Genomic DNA, 16,590 nt, shown 5'->3' with positions numbered 1-16,590 from the left:
TGGCGAGGGGAAATCTGACGCAGCATCGCACGGCGTAGCGACCGGCTAGGGCGTAACCGGTTTGTTTGCGGAGAAAGACAGGGAATTTGACGATAGCTTGGTCCGCCTTAGCGGATGACAATCTCATCTGCGCGGATCATGCCCAGGATTGACCGTGCCTGTTGATCCAGCAGATCAAGATCCAGATAGGTATCTGACAAGCGACGCGTCAGGTTTTCCATCTCGACGATCTGGGTTTCAAGCTTGGCCATGTCGCGTGACAGAGCGTCCCGTTCCGCTGCAATCTCGACCCGACGGAACAGGCCATAGTCGCCTTGCACGGCGGCAAAGGTGAAATAGACACCCAGCATGAAAGCCACCGAGAAAAATGCGACTGAGCCCAAACCGGGGCGATTGGAACGGGACACTCTGTTTACCGCCGTATGAAAACTTGCCTCAATAACGGGTCCTTTGCGAACCTCTGACAGCACTATGTCACAGGTGATTCGGCTTGTGAATCCCCTGATTCGCAAAATCTTACGCAAGGGTCAGATTATTCGACCGCCCGAAACAGAGCTATTGCTCCAGCGCGGCAACGCCGGGCAGGGTTTTGCCCTCCATCCATTCCAGAAACGCACCACCTGCCGTTGAGATGTACGAGAAATCCGCCGCAGCGCCCGAGGCGTTGAGCGCAGCAACCGTATCGCCCCCACCCGCGACTGAGACCAACTGGCCAGAGCGTGTCAGCGCCGCGGCTTTCAGTGCGGCCGCATTGGTGGCCATATCAAACGGTTCCAGTTCAAACGCGCCAAGGGGGCCGTTCCAGATCAGGGTCTGGCTTTTTGCGAAGATCTCGGAAATTGCCGCAACGCTTTCGGGACCGGCATCCAGGATCATGCCCTCTTCGGTGCTTTGATCAGCAGGCAGCACCTGATGCGGTGCATTGGCCGCGAAGCTTTCCGCCACAATGATGTCAGTGGGCAGGACGATGGTGCAGCCCGAGGTTTCGGCCTTTGCCAATATCTGGGCTGCGGTGTCTTTCATATCGCGCTCGGCCAGAGATTTGCCGACACTGATCCCTTGGGCGACGAGGAACGTGTTCGCCATGCCGCCGCCGATCACCAGATAGTCTACCTTGTCGATCAAGTTGCCCAGCAGTTCCAGCTTGGTCGACACTTTCGCGCCGCCCACAACCGCCGTCACAGGGCGTTTTGGCGCGCCCAACGCGCCTTCCAACGCTTGCAGTTCAGCTTGCATCAAGCGGCCTGCGCAGGCGGGTAGAAGACGGGCCAACGCTTCGGTCGAGCTATGTGCGCGGTGTGCGGCCGAGAACGCGTCGTTGCAATAGATGTCGCCCAGCTTGGCCATACCCGCGGCCAGATTGGCGTCATTCTTTGTCTCTGCTGCGTGAAAGCGAGTGTTTTCCAACAAAAGAACCTGACCGGGTTGCAGGGCCTCTGCGGCCAGTTCGGCCTCGGTGCCGACGCAATCAGCGGCAAACAGAACCGGTGTGCCAAAGGCGCTTTCTAGTGTTGGCACCAACTGTTTCAGCGATAGGTTCTCGCGCCGCTCGCCGCCCGGACGCCCGAAATGCGCCAGCAGGATCGGCTTACCACCCGCAGCCAGAATATCGCGCACGGTGGGCACGATCCGCTCAATGCGGGTGGCGTCCGTCACGACACCGTCCACGACGGGCACGTTGATGTCCACGCGCACCAGAACGCGTTTGCCGTTCAGGTCCATATCGTCCAGCGTTTTCCAGCCCATCGTGCATTCCTTCATGCGTTTGTTACCGATTTAGGCGGTTCTTTCCTTCATTTTGCCCTCAGGTCAATGCGTCACTTGGCTTTCACGCGCCCTGCGCATAGGTATTTGCGCAAGACAAAACGACAGGAGGGCCAGATGGCCGAAATCAAGGATCCCGAAAACACCATCATCATCGAGCTGAAAGACGGCAACGTCGTCATCGAATTGCTGCCCGACGTCGCCCCGCAACACAGTGCACGGATGAAGGAACTGGCCCGTGGTGGTGAGTATGACAACGTGGCCTTCCACCGCGTGATCGACGGCTTCATGGCACAAACCGGCGATGTGCAGCATGGTGATATGGAGGACGGGTTCAACTTGCGTATGGCGGGCACCGGCGGTTCGTCGCTGCCGAACGTTCCGGCAGAGTTTTCGAAGCTGCCGCATGACCGGGGTACTCTGGGTGCAGCGCGGTCGCAGAATCCGGACTCGGCAAACTCGCAGTTCTTCATCAACTTCAAGGACAATCATTTTCTGAACGGCCAGTACACCGTCTATGGCCGTGTCATTGACGGTATGGAACATGTGGACGCCATCGTGCGGGGTGAGCCGCCGATGCAGCCCGATCGCATGATCAGCGTGAAAGTGGCCGCAGATGCGTAAGCTGGCAGTCGCTCTCACTTTGCTGGCCAGCCCGGCCTTGGCCACAGGCCTGCAGATCGAGGTCGAAGGGGAAGGGGCCAACGGCACCATTCTTGTCGACCTGTTCGAAGACGTCGCACCGCAACATGTTGAACAGATCACCGCTCTGGCCAGCGAAGGCCAATATGACGGTGTGGTGTTTCACCGCGTGATCGATGGATTCATGGCCCAAACCGGCGATGTGCAATATGGCGATCAAAGCGATGAGGCGTTTGACATGCGCTATGCGGGCCGTGGCGGGTCGGATCGCCCGGACGTACCGGCAGAGTTCTCGGATGTCAGCTTTGATCGTGGTGTCGTCGGCATGGCACGGTCGCAGGACCCCAACAGCGCAAACTCGCAATTCTTCATCATGTTCGAACCGGGGCCGTTTCTAAATGGCCAGTACACGGTTGTCGGTCAGGTCACCGAAGGCATGGATGTGGTTGATGCGATCAAGCGTGGTCATCCTGAATCGGGTGCTGTTTCCGGCCAACCGGATGTGATGAAAACCGTCACTGTAACCGAATAAACGTTTCGCCCGGCGCGCCAAAGCGCCGGGTCTATCCTAGTTCAGCTTTTCTGACGCCCGCTGCGTTGTTGTGAATACAACGCGCCTGATCCGGGCCAGCAACCCGTTTTCCCTGATATGCTGTTGATAGGCCCTGTAGGATGGCGACTGCGACAGGCAGCGTTCTTCATGCCAGGCGCGCATGAAATAGATGAAGTTCACCCCCAGCAGGGCCATGCAATTGGCCACACCGGTCCAGAAATCCACCGCGATGAACGGGATCGAGACAAGCCACCAGCTGATGTTCTTGCTGATGTACGAGGGGTGTTTGCTTAGATTATAGGGGAAATCACAGGCCAACCCGCGATAGGTGAGGTTCGAAAACCTTAACCCCATACGGGCGGCTGTTAGGCAGTATATCCCAAGGAAAAACAGGATCGTGCAGCCCCAGATCGTGTAGAGAACCGGATAATCCCACAGCCAGGCGCCCCAGGCGAAGCCCTCTTGGGTGTAGTTGAAGTAGTCCCGCGACAGCACCTGCCAGAACGGCGCGTAACAGGCCAGGCAGACCAGCCAGCCGCTGACGGTGGTTTCTGTCCAACGGATATGGGACATCAGCAGCCGGGTGGCCGTTGCGTAGCCGATGACAACAACCGTCAGATCAAGGAAGAAGGAGAAGCGGAACAGGTATTCATAGACCTGCGGGAAGCTTGTCATCTCCCACAAAGATCGCGACTGAAAGAACGTCCAGTCATAGACCAGATAGCAAAACATCAGGGGCAGAAAGTAGCCTTTGACCAAAAGGCCCAGCAGATAGACTTTGAGGCCGCGCGCGCGGGTGGAGTGCTGCCCAAGCGTCAGAACCACGCGCCCCAGATGCCACATCCCATCCCGCGGATGCCGCATCATGAAATGCACCGAAGTGACAACCGCCAGAACGACGGCCAGTATCAGCCACCAGTAGTCGGCGAGCAGCGAAAAGAAGGGTGAATACCAATCCCCGCGATAGAGGTCTGCCGACCAGTAGAACAGCGCAAGTAGACCCGCACTTGCGACCAACCCAACCAGCTTGACCTGAAAATCTTGAATATAGGAGGCATCACGAAAGTTCTGCGCCTTGAAAACCAGCCCGCTGCCGGGCATGCGGTGCAGCTTGGCAAAGGCGAATTCTGACGCGACCATCAAACCAAATACGGTCAGGGCGAACAGCACGGTTTGATCGCGGTCTGAAACGCCGGGCATCGCGGGCCACAGGTAGTGCAGGATCGGGATGCTGAAGATCGCGACCAGCCCGGTTGAGGCCGGGATGGCCGATGCGGGGCGCTTAAAGCCGGTTCGCGAGGTCATGAACAAAATCTCTTACACATGCGCAGCGATATTCGCGGCTTTCGGGCGGAATTCAACCTGGCAGTTATCAGGGCGGGAATTCCGAGGAAATGTGTGTCTTGTATCGGATCAAGCGGCGCAACCCTTTGGCTGCGCCGTATTGTTCAGGTTAATCGTCGGGCGACATCACTTTCCAGATCAGTGCACCAATTGCAGCACCGATAAGAGGCGCCACCCAAAACAGCCACAATTGAGCAAGAGCCGGGCCATCGGCAAACAGCGCAACACCGGTCGACCGTGCCGGATTCACCGATGTGTTAGTCACCGGGATCGAGATCAGGTGGATCAGCGTCAGGCACAGACCGATCGCAATCGGGGCAAACCCGGCCGGGGCGCCGCTTGAGGTCGCACCCAGGATGACCAGCAGGAAGAACGCGGTCAGCACGATCTCGATCACCAAAGCGGACATCAGCGAGTATCCCTCAGGTGATGCGTCGCCATACCCGTTCGAAGCAAATCCGCCGACGCCCTCAAACCCAGGCGCGCCGCTGACGATCAGATAAAGGACCACGGCTGCCGCGATGGCGCCGATGACCTGAGCGACCCAATAGGGCAACAGGTCTTTGGCTGGAAACCGCCCGCCGATCATCAGCCCCAGGCTGACCGCCGGGTTGAAATGCCCCCCCGAGATATGGCCAACCGTATAAGCCATGGTCAGGACAGTCAGGCCAAAGGCGAAGGATACACCCAGCCATCCGATGCCCACATCTGCCACACCAGCGGCCAGAACCGCACTGCCGCATCCGCCCAGAACCAGCCAGAATGTGCCGAAAAACTCGGCCATAAGTTTTGATGACATGAAAACTCCTCCGATAAACCAATGGGTTTGAGTTTAGTTCAGAAGATGCCTTTTGTTAAATTTGCAGGCACGGGGAGTTTTCCGTGGGACGTGTCACAGCTAACGCGTATTGCGTTAAGTCCAGCTGACCGGGTCCAGTTGAAACAGCAGTGAGAGCTGTTCATAAACTTCGGGCACACTGTCTTTCAGCGCGTTTGGGCGTTCAAAGAACACCTCGACTGAGACGGCGAAAAACTCTTCATGTCCTTCGGCGCCGTAGGGATCGATGACAGTGGGTCTACCGGTTTCAACTGCATGGACATGGGCATCGTAAGCGGCGACAAAAACGCGCTCCCAATCGGCATAGCTCTGCGCTCGATTCAAGACGGGTACGCCATCTGTGCCGCCGGACAGATCATCGATCTGATGCGCAAACTCATGAAAGACAACATTGTGCCCGTCGTGGTCGTTCAGGGCCCCTTGCCGACTATGCGCCCAGGATAGGATCACCGGGCCTCGGTTCCAGCTTTCTCCGGTGCGGATGATTTCTTTCTCCGTAACGACGTAGCCGCTGCGCCTTTGTTGGCGGGATTTGAACGCATTTGGGTAGATCAGAATGGTCGTCAGATTGTCGAACCACATGTCGGTGTTCACAACCAGAAGGCAGGCCTGAGCCGAGATCGAAAGGCGCATCTCTTCTGTGACCTCAAGCCCATCACAGCCAAAGAAGCGGACCTGATCCTGAAACAGGGTCATCTTACCGTCCAACTTGCTGCGCAAATCGGGTGGCAACCGCCGAACGATCGGCACCATAGTCTCGACCAGCTGTCGTTCCGAAGCTGTTAGCGTGGTGGCCAGCAACCGAACGCGGGCCTGACGGCGCGACCACAGGTAGTAGGCGATCAGGGCGACAAGGCTGAGGAATATCAACATGATCCGACCCTATGCCAGTTCCTGCCTGGCGGGAAACGCAAATCGAGTGTCGAAAGAAAAACGCCGCAGGATTGTCCTGCGGCGTTTCAGAAATCTGCTTCGCGTTTGGCTTACTGCTTGACGTCCGCCGCAGGGTTGCCGCCGGATTTACCGCTGCGACCGGGGTTCAGCGGATCGTCCTGACGTTGGACCGAGCCTTCGAAATGCGCGCCGCTTTCGATGGCGATTGTCTTGTGAATGATGTCGCCTTCGACACGTGCGGTTGAGGTCAGGCGCACCTTCAGGCCACGCACACGACCCACGATGCGGCCATTGACCACAACGTCATCGGCGGTGACTTCGCCCTTGATAGTCGCGGTTTCGCCGATGGTCAGCAAATGCGCGCGGATGTCGCCTTCGACAGTGCCTTCAACCTGAATATCGCCAGTGGTCTTGATATTGCCGGTGATGTGCAAGTCCGAAGACAGAACCGATGCGGGCGGCTTTGGCTTGGGCGCGGTGCTGGCCTTGGTCTCGGATGGGGCAGGGGCCGCCGGGGTCGCCGGAGCAGCAGGTTTCGCCGCCTCAGTTTCCTTGGATCCGGGCTCGTTCATTTTGCTCTTAGAAAACATTTCTCGCAGCCTTGATGTAAGTCATTGGGTTTACAGGTTTCCCGTTCACGCGCACCTCATAGTGCAAATGCGTGCCGGTGGACCGTCCGGTGCTACCCATATCAGCAATATGATCCCCGCGCGAGACCCTTTGGCCGACCTTTACGTTGATCTTGGTGTTATGAGCATAAAGTGTCTCAATCCCGAAGGCATGTTTGATCTTCACAAGGCGACCAAAGCCGGATTGCCACCCGGCATGGCTGACCACACCATCGGCAGTTGCAAAGATATCGGTGCCTTGCGGACCCGCAAAATCGACGCCGTTATGCATCCGGCGGCCGCCGGTTTTTGGGTCGCGACGCGAGCCGAAGCCGCTGGTAAAACGCACGGCGGAATGCACAGGATTGGCAAAGGGGGCCTTTTCGGCAGCCAGACGGTACAGGTTCAGCTGATCCATCTGCTGCAGCAGTTTGTTGGCCCTGATTTCGTCAGCCGTCAGCTCTTCATCGCCGCGGCTGCTGAAGGATAAAGGGGTCAGCGGACCGCCCATACCGCTATATCCGCGCCGGACCTCTTCGATGATACGATCTGTTGGCATACCTGCCTGACGGAACATTTTGTCCAATGGCTCGACCGAGATAACCATCGCCTCTTCCAATTGGCGAAAGATCTCGTCGCTGCGTTCCTGCATCAGGCGGATTTCAAGCTCTAACTCGTCGCGCTGATCCAGCGCGGTCTGCGCATCGGCGGCGATCTGGTCGCGTTCTTCGGCGGTGCGCGCCAATGCGTCGGTCATGAACTCCATCTGCGCCGTGTCGCCGACCGACGCCAGATACATCCCTGATCCGTCGCTGTCCTGCTTCAGTTCGGTCAGTTCGGTGCGGACCTCTTCGCGCTGTTTCATGGTTGTGCGCAAGGTCGTCTGAATCACCTCGATCCCGGTTTCCAACTCGCGGCGGCGGTTTTCCGAGGCCAGCAGTTCCGACTGCATTGCCGAAATCTGCGCAAGGGCTGCATTGAACCGATCCTGTGCGGCCAGCGCTTCCTGCGCGCGGGCGTCCCGTTCAGCAGACAATATGTTTAGCCGTTCCTGATAGGTCGCCTGATCGCGTTTCGCCTGTTCCCGGAAGTTGCCTGACCCAATGCTGTCCATCAGCAGGATCGCGGTCGAAAGCGCGGTCCAGCCAACAATCACCGCAACACCGGAAACAGCGACCACTTGCGTCTCGGAGCTGAGCCGGATGAACCGGGTGTCCTGATCTGATTTAAGAAAAACCCGGCGTTCCGGGAAACGGCGTTCAAGCCATGAGTGAAACTTTATTGCCAGACGTGTTCTCACGCGTCTTACCTCTCATCCCCAAGATCGGGACCGGTCGTGGTGCAATCTCCGTCCCTTGGGGGGATTTCATAAAGCGGACCGGGACATCGGGCAAGTTTGCTGACCAATTTGACGCGAAGCTTGCGAAATTACCCTGTGTCATCGGCAGGAATTCGCCTAAATTAACCTATTTGGATCAATCTGAGACGGTGCCGGGCTGTGGTAGGTCTTCGGTGAGGGGCCAGTAGAAATCTGGCGGCAATCCGGCCTCGGCGCGTTTCTCTTCGTTAAAGGGCGGTTTCAGGACGCCATGGAAATAGCGCCGCACCAAGTCGTGGAATACATCCTTGGGATCGGCATTCTCGCGTCCGCACAGGAAATGGAACCATTTGGACCCGTAGGCCACGTGCCCGACCTCTTCTGCGTAGATGACTTCCAGCGCCGCAATGGCCTGATCGGCCTTGGCCTTCCGAAAAATGTTGATCATGCCGGGTGTGACGTCCAACCCGCGGGCTTCCAGTACCATGGGCACGACGGCCAGACGCCCCATCAAGTCCTCTGCCGTGTCTTCGGCCGCACGCCACATACCTGCGTGGGCGGGCAGGGCACCGTAAGAGCTGCCCATCTGTTCCAGGCAGTCGCAGACCATCTCAAAATGGCGCGACTCTTCCTCGGCGCATTTCACCCAGTCGTCATAGAATCCGATGGGCATGGGGACATGCCCAAACCGGGCTATGATGTCCCAATGCAGGTCGACCGCATTAAGCTCGATATGGGCAACGGCGTGCAGCAGAGCGATCCGCCCGGCCTCGGTTCCCGGTTTGCGCTTGGGCACTTCGCGCGGCGACAGCAGCTCGGGTTTGTCCGGGCGCGCGGGTTGCAAGGGGGGCGTCGCGGTGCCGATCTCGATCGCCTCGGCCTCACCTTTGCGGGCGGCAAACCATGCGTCGGCGTGGCGTTTCGAAAGGGTGGTTTTTTCCCGCCCGTCCGCTGTTGTCAGAACTTCGGTGGCCATCTGGGTCAGTGTTTTGGGCACAGATACGCTCCGCCTGTTTAATGCAAGGCTGCGGCATAAACCGGATGGCCGTCGGGGTCGAGAGGCTTACATTGCCTTCACTGAATCCAATACCGCATCAACATGGCCTGGCACCTTGACCTTGCGCCAAAGCTGCGCGACGCGGCCTTCGCCGTCGATGATGAAAGTGGACCGTTCGATTCCCATCGACTTGCGGCCATACATGTTCTTTTCGACCCAGACGCCATAGTCTTCGCACACGGTCGAGTTTTCGTCGGACAAAAGTGGCGTGGTCAGCCCGTGCTTGGCGACAAACTTTTCATGTTTGGCAACGCTGTCGCGCGAGATGCCGAAAACTTGAGCGCCTGCATCGGCAAAGGCCTGAAGTTGTTCCGAGAAACCGATGGATTCCTTGGTACAGCCCGGCGTATCATCGCGGGGATAGAAAAACAAAACGACGGTTGTGCCACGCAGGTCCGATAGGGTGATCTCGCCACCTCCGTCGCGAGGCAGGGTGAAATCGGGGGCCATGTCTGAAATGTCGGGCATTGGATACTCCGCAATAGGGTTTTAAGGGCTGCCCGACATCATAGGGCGATATCAGCGGGTTAAAAGGCGTGGACAGCAAATTGGCGCAGCAGGAACAGCAAGAGGGCGATCCGACGGAACCCGCCCCACGCCGTCGTTCGCGCCGCCGGGTTGCAGGGCTCTGGGCCATGCGCGGGGCCGTCCTGCTGGTGGTGCTGGCGCTGATTGCGGGTTTCATGCTGATTGGCCAGCGCATGCATGCCCCGGCCTGGGTGCGGGATCGGGTCGAGGCGCGGCTGGAACAGAGCCTTGGCGGGCTACAGGTTCGGTTTGGCGATGTCAGTTTTATCATCAATGAAGGCTGGCGCCCACGCCTGCGCCTGACAGACGTCAGCATCGCGGATGCGGCGGGCCAGCAAATCGCGCAGGTGTCGGACATGCGAGCGAGCCTTGCGATGCGCCCCCTGCTGCGCGGCAATGTACGACCCAAGCGTATCCTGCTGAGCGGTGCCCAGATTTCGTTGACCCGGGGCCTGGACGGGGCGCTAACCCTCACAGTCGGTACCGACAGTTCGCCGGTTCAGCAGGCCCCCAACCTGGCGCAGCTGATCGAAACCTCGGATGATGTCTTTTTGTCTCCGATGCTCTCGGCGCTGACATCCGTTCGGCTGGACGCGATCACGCTGGACTACCGCGATCTGCGACTGGGTCGGTCATGGATCATGGATGGCGGGCATATCCAGATCACTCGCAACGACAACGAAATGCGACTGGCAACCGGCTTCTCGGTCCTCTCGGGGCGCGATTTTGTCAGCGGGATCGAGGCCAATTACACCAGCGTTCTGGGCACGCCCGAGGCGCGGTTCGGGGTCACGATCACGGATTTACCTGCCGAGGATGTCTACGGCCAAAGCCCTGCGTTGGCTTGGCTGCAAGTTCTGCGTACGCCAATCTCTGGCGCGTTGCGGGGCAGCATCGATGGCGAAGGCGCGGTCGGTCCGCTGTTTGCAACGCTCAATCTGGGGGCCGGTGTGGTGCAGCCGACGCCCGAGACGCGCCCGGTGCCGTTTGATTCGGCTCGGACCTATTTCACCTATGAGCCCACACGTCAGGAGATCGATTTTAACGAAGTATCGGTTGTCTCGGCTTGGGGGTCAGTGCAGGCGTCAGGTAAAGCCTATTTGCAGGGCGTCGAAAATGGAACGCTGGACAGCCTTGATGCGCAGCTTCGACTCACCGGTATCGATGCCAATCCGGCGGGGTTGTTCCCCGAGGCTTTGAAGCTGCGGCAGGCGGATCTTGATTTCAAAATGACCTTTGCTCCGTTCAAGCTGCGCCTTGGGCAGATAACCGTCGAAGACGGCGAACATCGCGTACGCGCATCGGGTGAGTTGCTCGGGTTAGAAGACGGTTGGTCCGTCGATTTGGATGCCCATCTGGATCGCATGACCTCAGATCAGGTGCTTGGCTATTGGCCTGAACGTCTGGCCCCGAAGCCACGCGACTGGGTCACGAAGAACCTCTATCAGGGCAAACTGTCGGACATGGATTTCGCCTTGCGCCTGCGGCCCGGATCGAAACCCGATCTTTATCTGGATTTCGGGTTCGAAGACGCAACGATCCGGTTTGTCAAAACGCTGCCCCCGATTGAAAACGCGCAAGGTCAGGCCAGCCTGATCAACAACAGGTTCACGGCAACGGCGCAGAACGGGATTGTTGTTGCAGATGCTGGCGGTCCGGTGGACGCGTCGGGGACGTCCTTCATTATCCCGGATACGGATATCAAGAAATCCGCCCCGGCCATTGCCCGGATCAAGGCATCAGGCAGTGTGACAGCCGCGCTGTCGCTGCTGGATCGACCGCCGCTATCCTTGCTTAGCAAAGCCAATCTGCCAGTTGATCTGGCTGATGGTACCGTTGCACTGAGTGGCACGTTATCCTTGCCGCTAAAGAAAAAGCTGAAGTTTCAGGAGACCCAGTTCCATTTTGATGGCGATCTAGACAACCTAAGCAGCGACAGGCTGGTACCCGGATTTTCCGTTACCGCTGACACCCTGCGCCTGAGCGGCGATCAAACCGGCGTGCAGATCGCAGGGCAGGGCCTTTTCGGTGATGTGCCCATCGAGGCCACTTGGCGGCAACCCATCGATGGAGAAACGGCGCAGCGCGGCGAATTGACCGGTCAGATTGAACTATCCCCCAAGCTGATGGAAACGCTGAAGGCGGGTCTACCGCGCGGGATGCTAACGGGGAAAGGCACGGCCGATATCACGCTGGGGATCGGTGCAGGGGAACCGCCGAATCTATCGGCCCAGTCTGATTTGCGGGGGGTTGCACTCGCCATCCCGGAACTCAGTTGGCGCAAAGCTGCGGGCAGCACTGGTACGCTGAGTGCAGAAGCAACCTTGGGAGATCAGATCAGTGTCGATAGCTTACAGTTGAACGTGGCTGGATTGCGGGCCAAAGGCGCGATTTCCTTCCGCGAAGACGGGGCGTTTGATCGCGTCAGCTTTAGCTCATTTGATCTGGGCGATTGGCTGGCCGTCCCGGCAGTATTGATTGGGCGCGAGTCGGGACCGCCCGATATTCGCGTGCTGGGGGGCGTGCTGAACCTGGGCCGCGCGCAATTTGGCGAGGGCGACGGGGGCGCAGGCGGCTCGGGCCAAGGATCGCAGGTGGACGTGACGCTGGATCGGCTGCAGGTCACCGAAACCGTAGCGTTGACGGGATTTCAGGGGGTGTTTCAAACCACGGGCGGGGTCAATGGAAGCTTTCGGGCGCGCGTGAATGGGGAGGCTGCGGTTCAGGGTCAGGTGACGCCGCGTGGCAATCGCAGCGCTGTGAGCCTGACCTCTGGCGACGCAGGGGCGGTTTTGCGCGCTGCCGGGGTGCTGACACAGGCAAAAGGGGGCGATCTGGATTTGCAACTTGAGCCAGTAACCGCGCCCGACAGCTATGACGTGATCCTCAAGATCATAAATACCCGCATTACCGACGCCCCGGCCATGGCGGCGTTGTTAAATGCCATCAGCCTTGTGGGTCTACTGGATGAGATGGCTGGGCAGGGGATCTTTTTCTCATCCATCGACAGCCGGATGAGGCTGACGCCGACCGAAATCAAAGTGCTAAGCGGCAGCGCCGTCGGCCCGTCGATGGGCCTGTCTTTCGACGGCATTATTGATACGGTGAACGGCAGGCTCGATCTACGTGGTGCGATCTCGCCAATCTACCTGGTGAATGCCATCGGCAGCGTGCTGACCCGCAAGGGTGAGGGGATCATCGGCTTTAACTATTCTCTCACTGGCCCACTGAGCGCACCCAAAGTATCGGTGAACCCTTTGTCCGGATTGGCCCCGTTGTTCCTGCGCAATCTGTTGCGCCCACCGGCACCCACCGTCTCGGATGGGCCGAATGCGCAGCGCCAGAAACCGGATGAGCCAAAGCGGACCTTTGGATCACCGCCTCGGGACAATTGAACCGGGATATGGCCGAATCTGTCCTAGCCTTGTAAGGCGCGGCCATGAAACTCAGCGATTTTGATTTCCATCTGCCCGAAGAGCTGATTGCCACGCGGCCCGCCAATCCGCGATCCTCGGCTCGTTTACTGGTCGCGCACGGGGATCGGGTCACCGATAGCTATGTCTTCGATCTGCCCGATTGGTTGCAACCCGGCGACCGCCTTGTGTTGAACGACACACGGGTGATCCCAGCACGGTTGAGCGGACGCAGACACCGTAACAGCGCGCAGGGTCCAGTCTCTGCCGCGATCGAAGCAACCTTGCTAGAGCCGCAGTCAGATGGCTGTTGGTCTGCCTTGGTCAAACCTTTGAAAAAGGTGAAACCAGGAGAGGATATTGTCTTTTCAGATGATCTGTTAGGAGTGTTGGATCGGGTCGAGGACGGTCAGGCTTTTCTGCGCTTCAACCTGACGGGTGATGATTTCGACGCGGCGCTGGAACAGTCAGGCGCCATGCCATTGCCGCCCTACATTGCCGCCAAACGCCCTGCGGACGAACAGGACAAGACCGACTATCAGACCATCTGGGCTCAAAATGCGGGTGCTGTGGCCGCACCAACGGCGTCGCTGCATTTTGACGACGCGCTGATGCAGGCCTTGGCCGCGCGCGGGGTCACCTTCAGCCATGTGACATTACATGTGGGCGCAGGCACGTTTCTGCCGGTGAAGGTCGAAGATGTGACCACTCATAAGATGCATGCTGAATGGGGCCGGGTCAGCGCCGAAGCCGCTGCTGAGATCAGGGCGACCAAAGCCGCAGGCGGACGCGTAATCCCGGTTGGCACCACAGCGCTGCGCCTGATCGAAAGCGCTGCGCGCGCGGGGCAGATCGAAGCCTGGGAAGGTGAAACTGATATCTTCATCTATCCCGGCTTTCAGTTCCATGTAACCGATGCGTTGATGACCAATTTCCACCTGCCCAAATCCACCTTGTTGATGCTGGTGTCCGCCCTGATGGGTCAGGACCGGATGCGGCAGCTCTATGATCATGCAATCGCTCAAAAATATCGTTTCTTCTCATATGGAGATTCGTCGCTTTTGATCCCGTGAGGGCCGCGTTTCAGGCGGCGAACGACAGGAATGTCGTAGACAAGCGCGACCGAGGCGGTTTTTGATCGCACCAACGAATCCGTATTCTGATCGGCATTTCACCGGAGGCCCCAATGATTCAGGTTCTGTCCAGCGCGTGGGCGTTGTTGCTGGGAATGGGGCTGTTGATGGTCGGCAACGGCCTGCAGGGCACTATCCTGGGTGTGCGTGGTGAAATCGAAGGGTTCTCGACGCTCGAGATGTCCTTTGTGATGTCTGCCTATTTCGTCGGTTTTCTGGGCGGATCACGTTTGGCGCCCGAGATGATCCGCCGCGTTGGCCATGTGCGCGTCTTTGCGGCGCTGGCTTCGTTCATCTCGGCTGTCATGATCATGTATCCGATGCTGACCGACCCGATAGCCTGGGTCCTCGGTCGTGTTGTGATTGGGTTCTGTTTCTCGGGCGTGTACGTGACCGCAGAAAGCTGGCTGAATAACGCAGCCAGCAATGAAAACCGCGGCCAGGCTCTATCGCTTTACATGATCGTTCAGATGACCGGCATCATCAGCGCGCAGGGCTTGGTTCTGCTCGGGGACCCGGCTGGCTATCAGACCTTTGTAATAGCCTCAATTTTGGTTTCGATCTCATTCGCGCCGATTTTGCTGTCCATCTCGCCAACCCCTGCATTCGATTCAACCAAGCCGATGACTTTGCGCGAGTTGCTGGATAAATCGCCCTTGGCTTGCGTTGGTATGTTCTTTCTGGGCGGTGTGTTCTCGGCTCAGTTCGGCATGTCGGCGGTTTACGGCGCCCGGGCCGGGTTGTCGCTGTTCGAGATTTCGACCTTTGTGGCCGCGTTTTATATCGGAGCGGTTGTCTTTCAATATCCGCTGGGTTGGTTCTCGGACCGAATGGACCGCCGCCTGCTGATCACGCTGGTCTCGGTCGCAGGTGGCGTTGGTGCCGTGGTCGGGATGATCTATGGCGTGACCTATCCTGTTCTATTGGGATCAGCTTTTGTCATCGGAGGTCTGTCGAACCCGCTTTATTCATTGCTGATTGCGCATGCGAACGACTTTCTTGATCACGAGGATATGGCTGCAGCTTCAGGCGGATTGGTGTTCATCAACGGCTTGGGCGCCATTGCGGGTCCACTGATCACGGGTTGGTTAATGGGCGATGAGGTCTTTGGCCCGCAGGGCTTTTTCCTGTTCCTCGCCGCATTGTTGTTCATGACTGCGATTTATGCGCTGTATCGGACCACGCAGCGTCCGACGGTTCCTGTTGACGAGACCGGTACGATGTCGCCGCTTTACCCCACAGCCTCGCCTGTGGCGTTTGAGGTGGCGCAGGAAGTTGCTATCGAGGCGGCCGAAGCCGAGCAGGATGCGCAGGAAACGGCTTAAGACACGAAAATATGTCGATATTGTTGCAATATTTTACTGTAACAAATCTGTAAAATGGCAATAAATGACGTTACGTCCCTGGGGAGGGCACAAGACGGAGTTTAGGGCAATGGTAGGGCCTGAAGACGTACTGAGTTTTTGGTTGGATGAAGTTGGTCCAGACGGTTGGTATCTGCAGGATGATGCCTTGGACGCAAAAATCCGTGATCGTTTTTTGAAAACCTGGGAAGCATCGACCGAAGGCAAGTTCTCGCTTTGGTTGACATATCCCAGCGGTGCCTTGGCATACATCATTCTGACCGACCAATTTCCACGCAACATGTTCCGGGGCAGTGCGCGGGCATTCTCAACTGACCGGGCTGCGCTGGCCGCAGCCAAATGTGCGGTCGACAAAGGCTGGGACCTTAAGATCGATGAACCGGCGCGGCAGTTCTTCTATCTGCCGATGATGCATTCAGAAAACCTGTGCGATCAGGAACGCTGTGTTCGGTTGATTTGCCAAAACCTCAGCAGCGAGCCTAGCAACCTGCTACATGCACGCGCCCACCGTGAGGTGATCCGCAAATTCGGCCGGTTCCCCTACCGGAATGAGGCTTTGTCACGCCATTCCACCGAACATGAAATGGCGTATGTCAGCATGGGCGGCTATGGCTCGACAGTGCGGGAATTACAGGCTGGGGGTTAAACCTCGGGCACGCATCCGCGAATGGCCAGAACCTTCTCGGCGATCACATCGCCAGCGGTGGTGATGGCCGTCTCCACCAACACATCAGGTTCTTCTGCCAGGTCGGAGAACCGGGTCTGAGCAGATTTCAAACTGTCTTCAATCGCGTCCAAACGATCCAGCGTCTTGGAAATACGCTGCGCGGTGGCCGTATCCAAAGCGCTACCATCGGTTGGCAGCGCTGCCAGTTCGCTGCGCAGGGCAGTCAGCTCTCCGCGAATGCCCTTGGCTTCGTCGCGCAGGGGGGCAACGACTTGAATGACATCCGAAAAATTGGCCGAGATACCCTCCACACTCGACGCTAGTTTCCAGCCAAGAAATAGGCAAAGGGCCACCAGGATCAGGGTGGCATTGAGCAGCGCAAGCAAAAGATCTTTCAATGTTTTGGCCATGGTAAGCCTTTCGAATAAACTGGGGTTGAGACTATGAAATCGCCTAAGGCTCTTCTG

At 58.1% G+C, this 16,590-nt stretch carries 16 protein-coding genes; 6 read left to right on the top strand and 10 right to left on the bottom strand.

Annotation, left to right across the window (positions count from 1 at the left end):
• Nucleotides 1-107 precede the first annotated feature (107 nt).
• On the bottom strand, nucleotides 108-407 hold the full coding sequence (locus tag ACR0JE_RS04235) for an FtsB family cell division protein (RefSeq protein ID WP_480863187.1): 300 nt from the start codon (nucleotides 405-407) through the stop codon (nucleotides 108-110).
• 148 nt (nucleotides 408-555) lie between these two features.
• A complete protein-coding gene (locus tag ACR0JE_RS04230) occupies nucleotides 556-1,746 on the bottom strand; it encodes a phosphoglycerate kinase (protein WP_480863185.1) in 1,191 nt (396 codons plus the stop codon).
• 135 nt (nucleotides 1,747-1,881) lie between these two features.
• Between ACR0JE_RS04230 and ACR0JE_RS04225 the strand changes: the two genes are divergently transcribed.
• Complete coding sequence (locus ACR0JE_RS04225) at nucleotides 1,882-2,388, top strand: peptidylprolyl isomerase (RefSeq protein WP_480546833.1); 507 nt, start codon at nucleotides 1,882-1,884, stop codon at nucleotides 2,386-2,388.
• Nucleotides 2,381-2,938: a peptidylprolyl isomerase gene (locus ACR0JE_RS04220; RefSeq protein ID WP_480542476.1), complete on the top strand. Its 558-nt coding sequence runs from the start codon at nucleotides 2,381-2,383 to the stop codon at nucleotides 2,936-2,938. The genes ACR0JE_RS04225 and ACR0JE_RS04220 overlap by 8 nt, the downstream gene beginning before the upstream one ends.
• Nucleotides 2,939-2,974: 36 nt before the next feature.
• Here ACR0JE_RS04220 and ACR0JE_RS04215 read toward each other — a convergent pair whose 3' ends face one another.
• The 7 genes from ACR0JE_RS04215 to ACR0JE_RS04185 form a co-directional block, all read right to left on the bottom strand.
• Nucleotides 2,975-4,264 carry a hypothetical protein gene (locus tag ACR0JE_RS04215; RefSeq protein WP_480863183.1) on the bottom strand — a complete coding sequence of 430 codons (1,290 nt, stop codon included), beginning with the start codon at nucleotides 4,262-4,264 and terminating at the stop codon, nucleotides 2,975-2,977.
• A gap of 148 nt (nucleotides 4,265-4,412) precedes the next feature.
• A complete protein-coding gene (gene aqpZ, locus ACR0JE_RS04210; protein ID WP_170530563.1) occupies nucleotides 4,413-5,102 on the bottom strand; it encodes an aquaporin Z in 690 nt (229 codons plus the stop codon).
• A 114-nt stretch (nucleotides 5,103-5,216) separates the two neighbouring features.
• Nucleotides 5,217-6,014, bottom strand: a complete 798-nt coding sequence (locus tag ACR0JE_RS04205) for a M90 family metallopeptidase (RefSeq protein WP_480863181.1) — start codon at nucleotides 6,012-6,014, stop codon at nucleotides 5,217-5,219.
• 110 nt (nucleotides 6,015-6,124) lie between these two features.
• The gene (locus ACR0JE_RS04200) at nucleotides 6,125-6,625 is read right to left on the bottom strand and encodes a bactofilin family protein (protein ID WP_170530561.1); all 501 of its coding nucleotides are present in this window, start codon (nucleotides 6,623-6,625) and stop codon (nucleotides 6,125-6,127) included.
• Complete coding sequence (locus tag ACR0JE_RS04195) at nucleotides 6,615-7,943, bottom strand: DUF5930 domain-containing protein (protein ID WP_480863179.1); 1,329 nt, start codon at nucleotides 7,941-7,943, stop codon at nucleotides 6,615-6,617. Before ACR0JE_RS04195 ends, ACR0JE_RS04200 begins: the two co-directional genes overlap by 11 nt.
• Before the next feature lie 175 nt (nucleotides 7,944-8,118).
• Nucleotides 8,119-8,937: a ferritin-like domain-containing protein gene (locus ACR0JE_RS04190; protein ID WP_480863236.1), complete on the bottom strand. Its 819-nt coding sequence runs from the start codon at nucleotides 8,935-8,937 to the stop codon at nucleotides 8,119-8,121.
• An 87-nt stretch (nucleotides 8,938-9,024) separates the two neighbouring features.
• On the bottom strand, nucleotides 9,025-9,486 hold the full coding sequence (locus ACR0JE_RS04185) for a peroxiredoxin (protein WP_480863177.1): 462 nt from the start codon (nucleotides 9,484-9,486) through the stop codon (nucleotides 9,025-9,027).
• Between the two features lie 68 nt (nucleotides 9,487-9,554).
• Between ACR0JE_RS04185 and ACR0JE_RS04180 the strand changes: the two genes are divergently transcribed.
• The 4 genes from ACR0JE_RS04180 (at nucleotide 9,555) to ACR0JE_RS04165 (ending at nucleotide 16,102) form a co-directional block, all read left to right on the top strand.
• Nucleotides 9,555-12,941 (top strand): YhdP family protein, encoded by a 3,387-nt coding sequence (locus tag ACR0JE_RS04180; protein ID WP_480863176.1) that lies wholly within the window; start codon nucleotides 9,555-9,557, stop codon nucleotides 12,939-12,941.
• 44 nt (nucleotides 12,942-12,985) lie between these two features.
• Nucleotides 12,986-14,032, top strand: a complete 1,047-nt coding sequence (gene queA, locus ACR0JE_RS04175; RefSeq protein ID WP_480863174.1) for a tRNA preQ1(34) S-adenosylmethionine ribosyltransferase-isomerase QueA — start codon at nucleotides 12,986-12,988, stop codon at nucleotides 14,030-14,032.
• A gap of 113 nt (nucleotides 14,033-14,145) precedes the next feature.
• Nucleotides 14,146-15,417, top strand: coding sequence for an MFS transporter (locus ACR0JE_RS04170; RefSeq protein WP_480542489.1), 1,272 nt, complete (start codon nucleotides 14,146-14,148; stop codon nucleotides 15,415-15,417).
• Nucleotides 15,418-15,526: 109 nt separating this feature from the next.
• Nucleotides 15,527-16,102: a DUF924 family protein gene (locus ACR0JE_RS04165; RefSeq protein WP_353006581.1), complete on the top strand. Its 576-nt coding sequence runs from the start codon at nucleotides 15,527-15,529 to the stop codon at nucleotides 16,100-16,102.
• Here ACR0JE_RS04165 and ACR0JE_RS04160 read toward each other — a convergent pair.
• Complete coding sequence (locus ACR0JE_RS04160) at nucleotides 16,099-16,533, bottom strand: hypothetical protein (RefSeq protein WP_480863171.1); 435 nt, start codon at nucleotides 16,531-16,533, stop codon at nucleotides 16,099-16,101. The two genes, ACR0JE_RS04165 and ACR0JE_RS04160, sit on opposite strands and share 4 nt — an antisense overlap.
• Nucleotides 16,534-16,590: the final 57 nt, after the last annotated feature.

Source organism: Ruegeria sp. H3, assembly GCF_056533095.1.
This window is presented reverse-complemented; position numbering and strand designations above follow the sequence as displayed.

Excerpts from the sequence above, each read along its gene's own strand:
- ACR0JE_RS04230 (WP_480863185.1), bottom strand. The coding sequence starts at position 1,746 with ATGGGCTGGAAAACGCTGGACGATATGGACCTGAACGGCAAACGCGTT.
- ACR0JE_RS04225 (WP_480546833.1), top strand. The coding sequence starts at position 1,882 with ATGGCCGAAATCAAGGATCCCGAAAACACCATCATCATCGAGCTGAAA.
- ACR0JE_RS04220 (WP_480542476.1), top strand. The coding sequence starts at position 2,381 with ATGCGTAAGCTGGCAGTCGCTCTCACTTTGCTGGCCAGCCCGGCCTTG.
- ACR0JE_RS04215 (WP_480863183.1), bottom strand. The coding sequence starts at position 4,264 with ATGACCTCGCGAACCGGCTTTAAGCGCCCCGCATCGGCCATCCCGGCC.
- aqpZ (WP_170530563.1), bottom strand. The coding sequence starts at position 5,102 with ATGTCATCAAAACTTATGGCCGAGTTTTTCGGCACATTCTGGCTGGTT.
- ACR0JE_RS04205 (WP_480863181.1), bottom strand. The coding sequence starts at position 6,014 with ATGTTGATATTCCTCAGCCTTGTCGCCCTGATCGCCTACTACCTGTGG.
- ACR0JE_RS04200 (WP_170530561.1), bottom strand. The coding sequence starts at position 6,625 with ATGTTTTCTAAGAGCAAAATGAACGAGCCCGGATCCAAGGAAACTGAG.
- ACR0JE_RS04190 (WP_480863236.1), bottom strand. The coding sequence starts at position 8,937 with ATGGCCACCGAAGTTCTGACAACAGCGGACGGGCGGGAAAAAACCACC.
- ACR0JE_RS04185 (WP_480863177.1), bottom strand. The coding sequence starts at position 9,486 with ATGCCCGACATTTCAGACATGGCCCCCGATTTCACCCTGCCTCGCGAC.
- queA (WP_480863174.1), top strand. The coding sequence starts at position 12,986 with ATGAAACTCAGCGATTTTGATTTCCATCTGCCCGAAGAGCTGATTGCC.
- ACR0JE_RS04170 (WP_480542489.1), top strand. The coding sequence starts at position 14,146 with ATGATTCAGGTTCTGTCCAGCGCGTGGGCGTTGTTGCTGGGAATGGGG.
- ACR0JE_RS04165 (WP_353006581.1), top strand. The coding sequence starts at position 15,527 with ATGGTAGGGCCTGAAGACGTACTGAGTTTTTGGTTGGATGAAGTTGGT.
- ACR0JE_RS04160 (WP_480863171.1), bottom strand. The coding sequence starts at position 16,533 with ATGGCCAAAACATTGAAAGATCTTTTGCTTGCGCTGCTCAATGCCACC.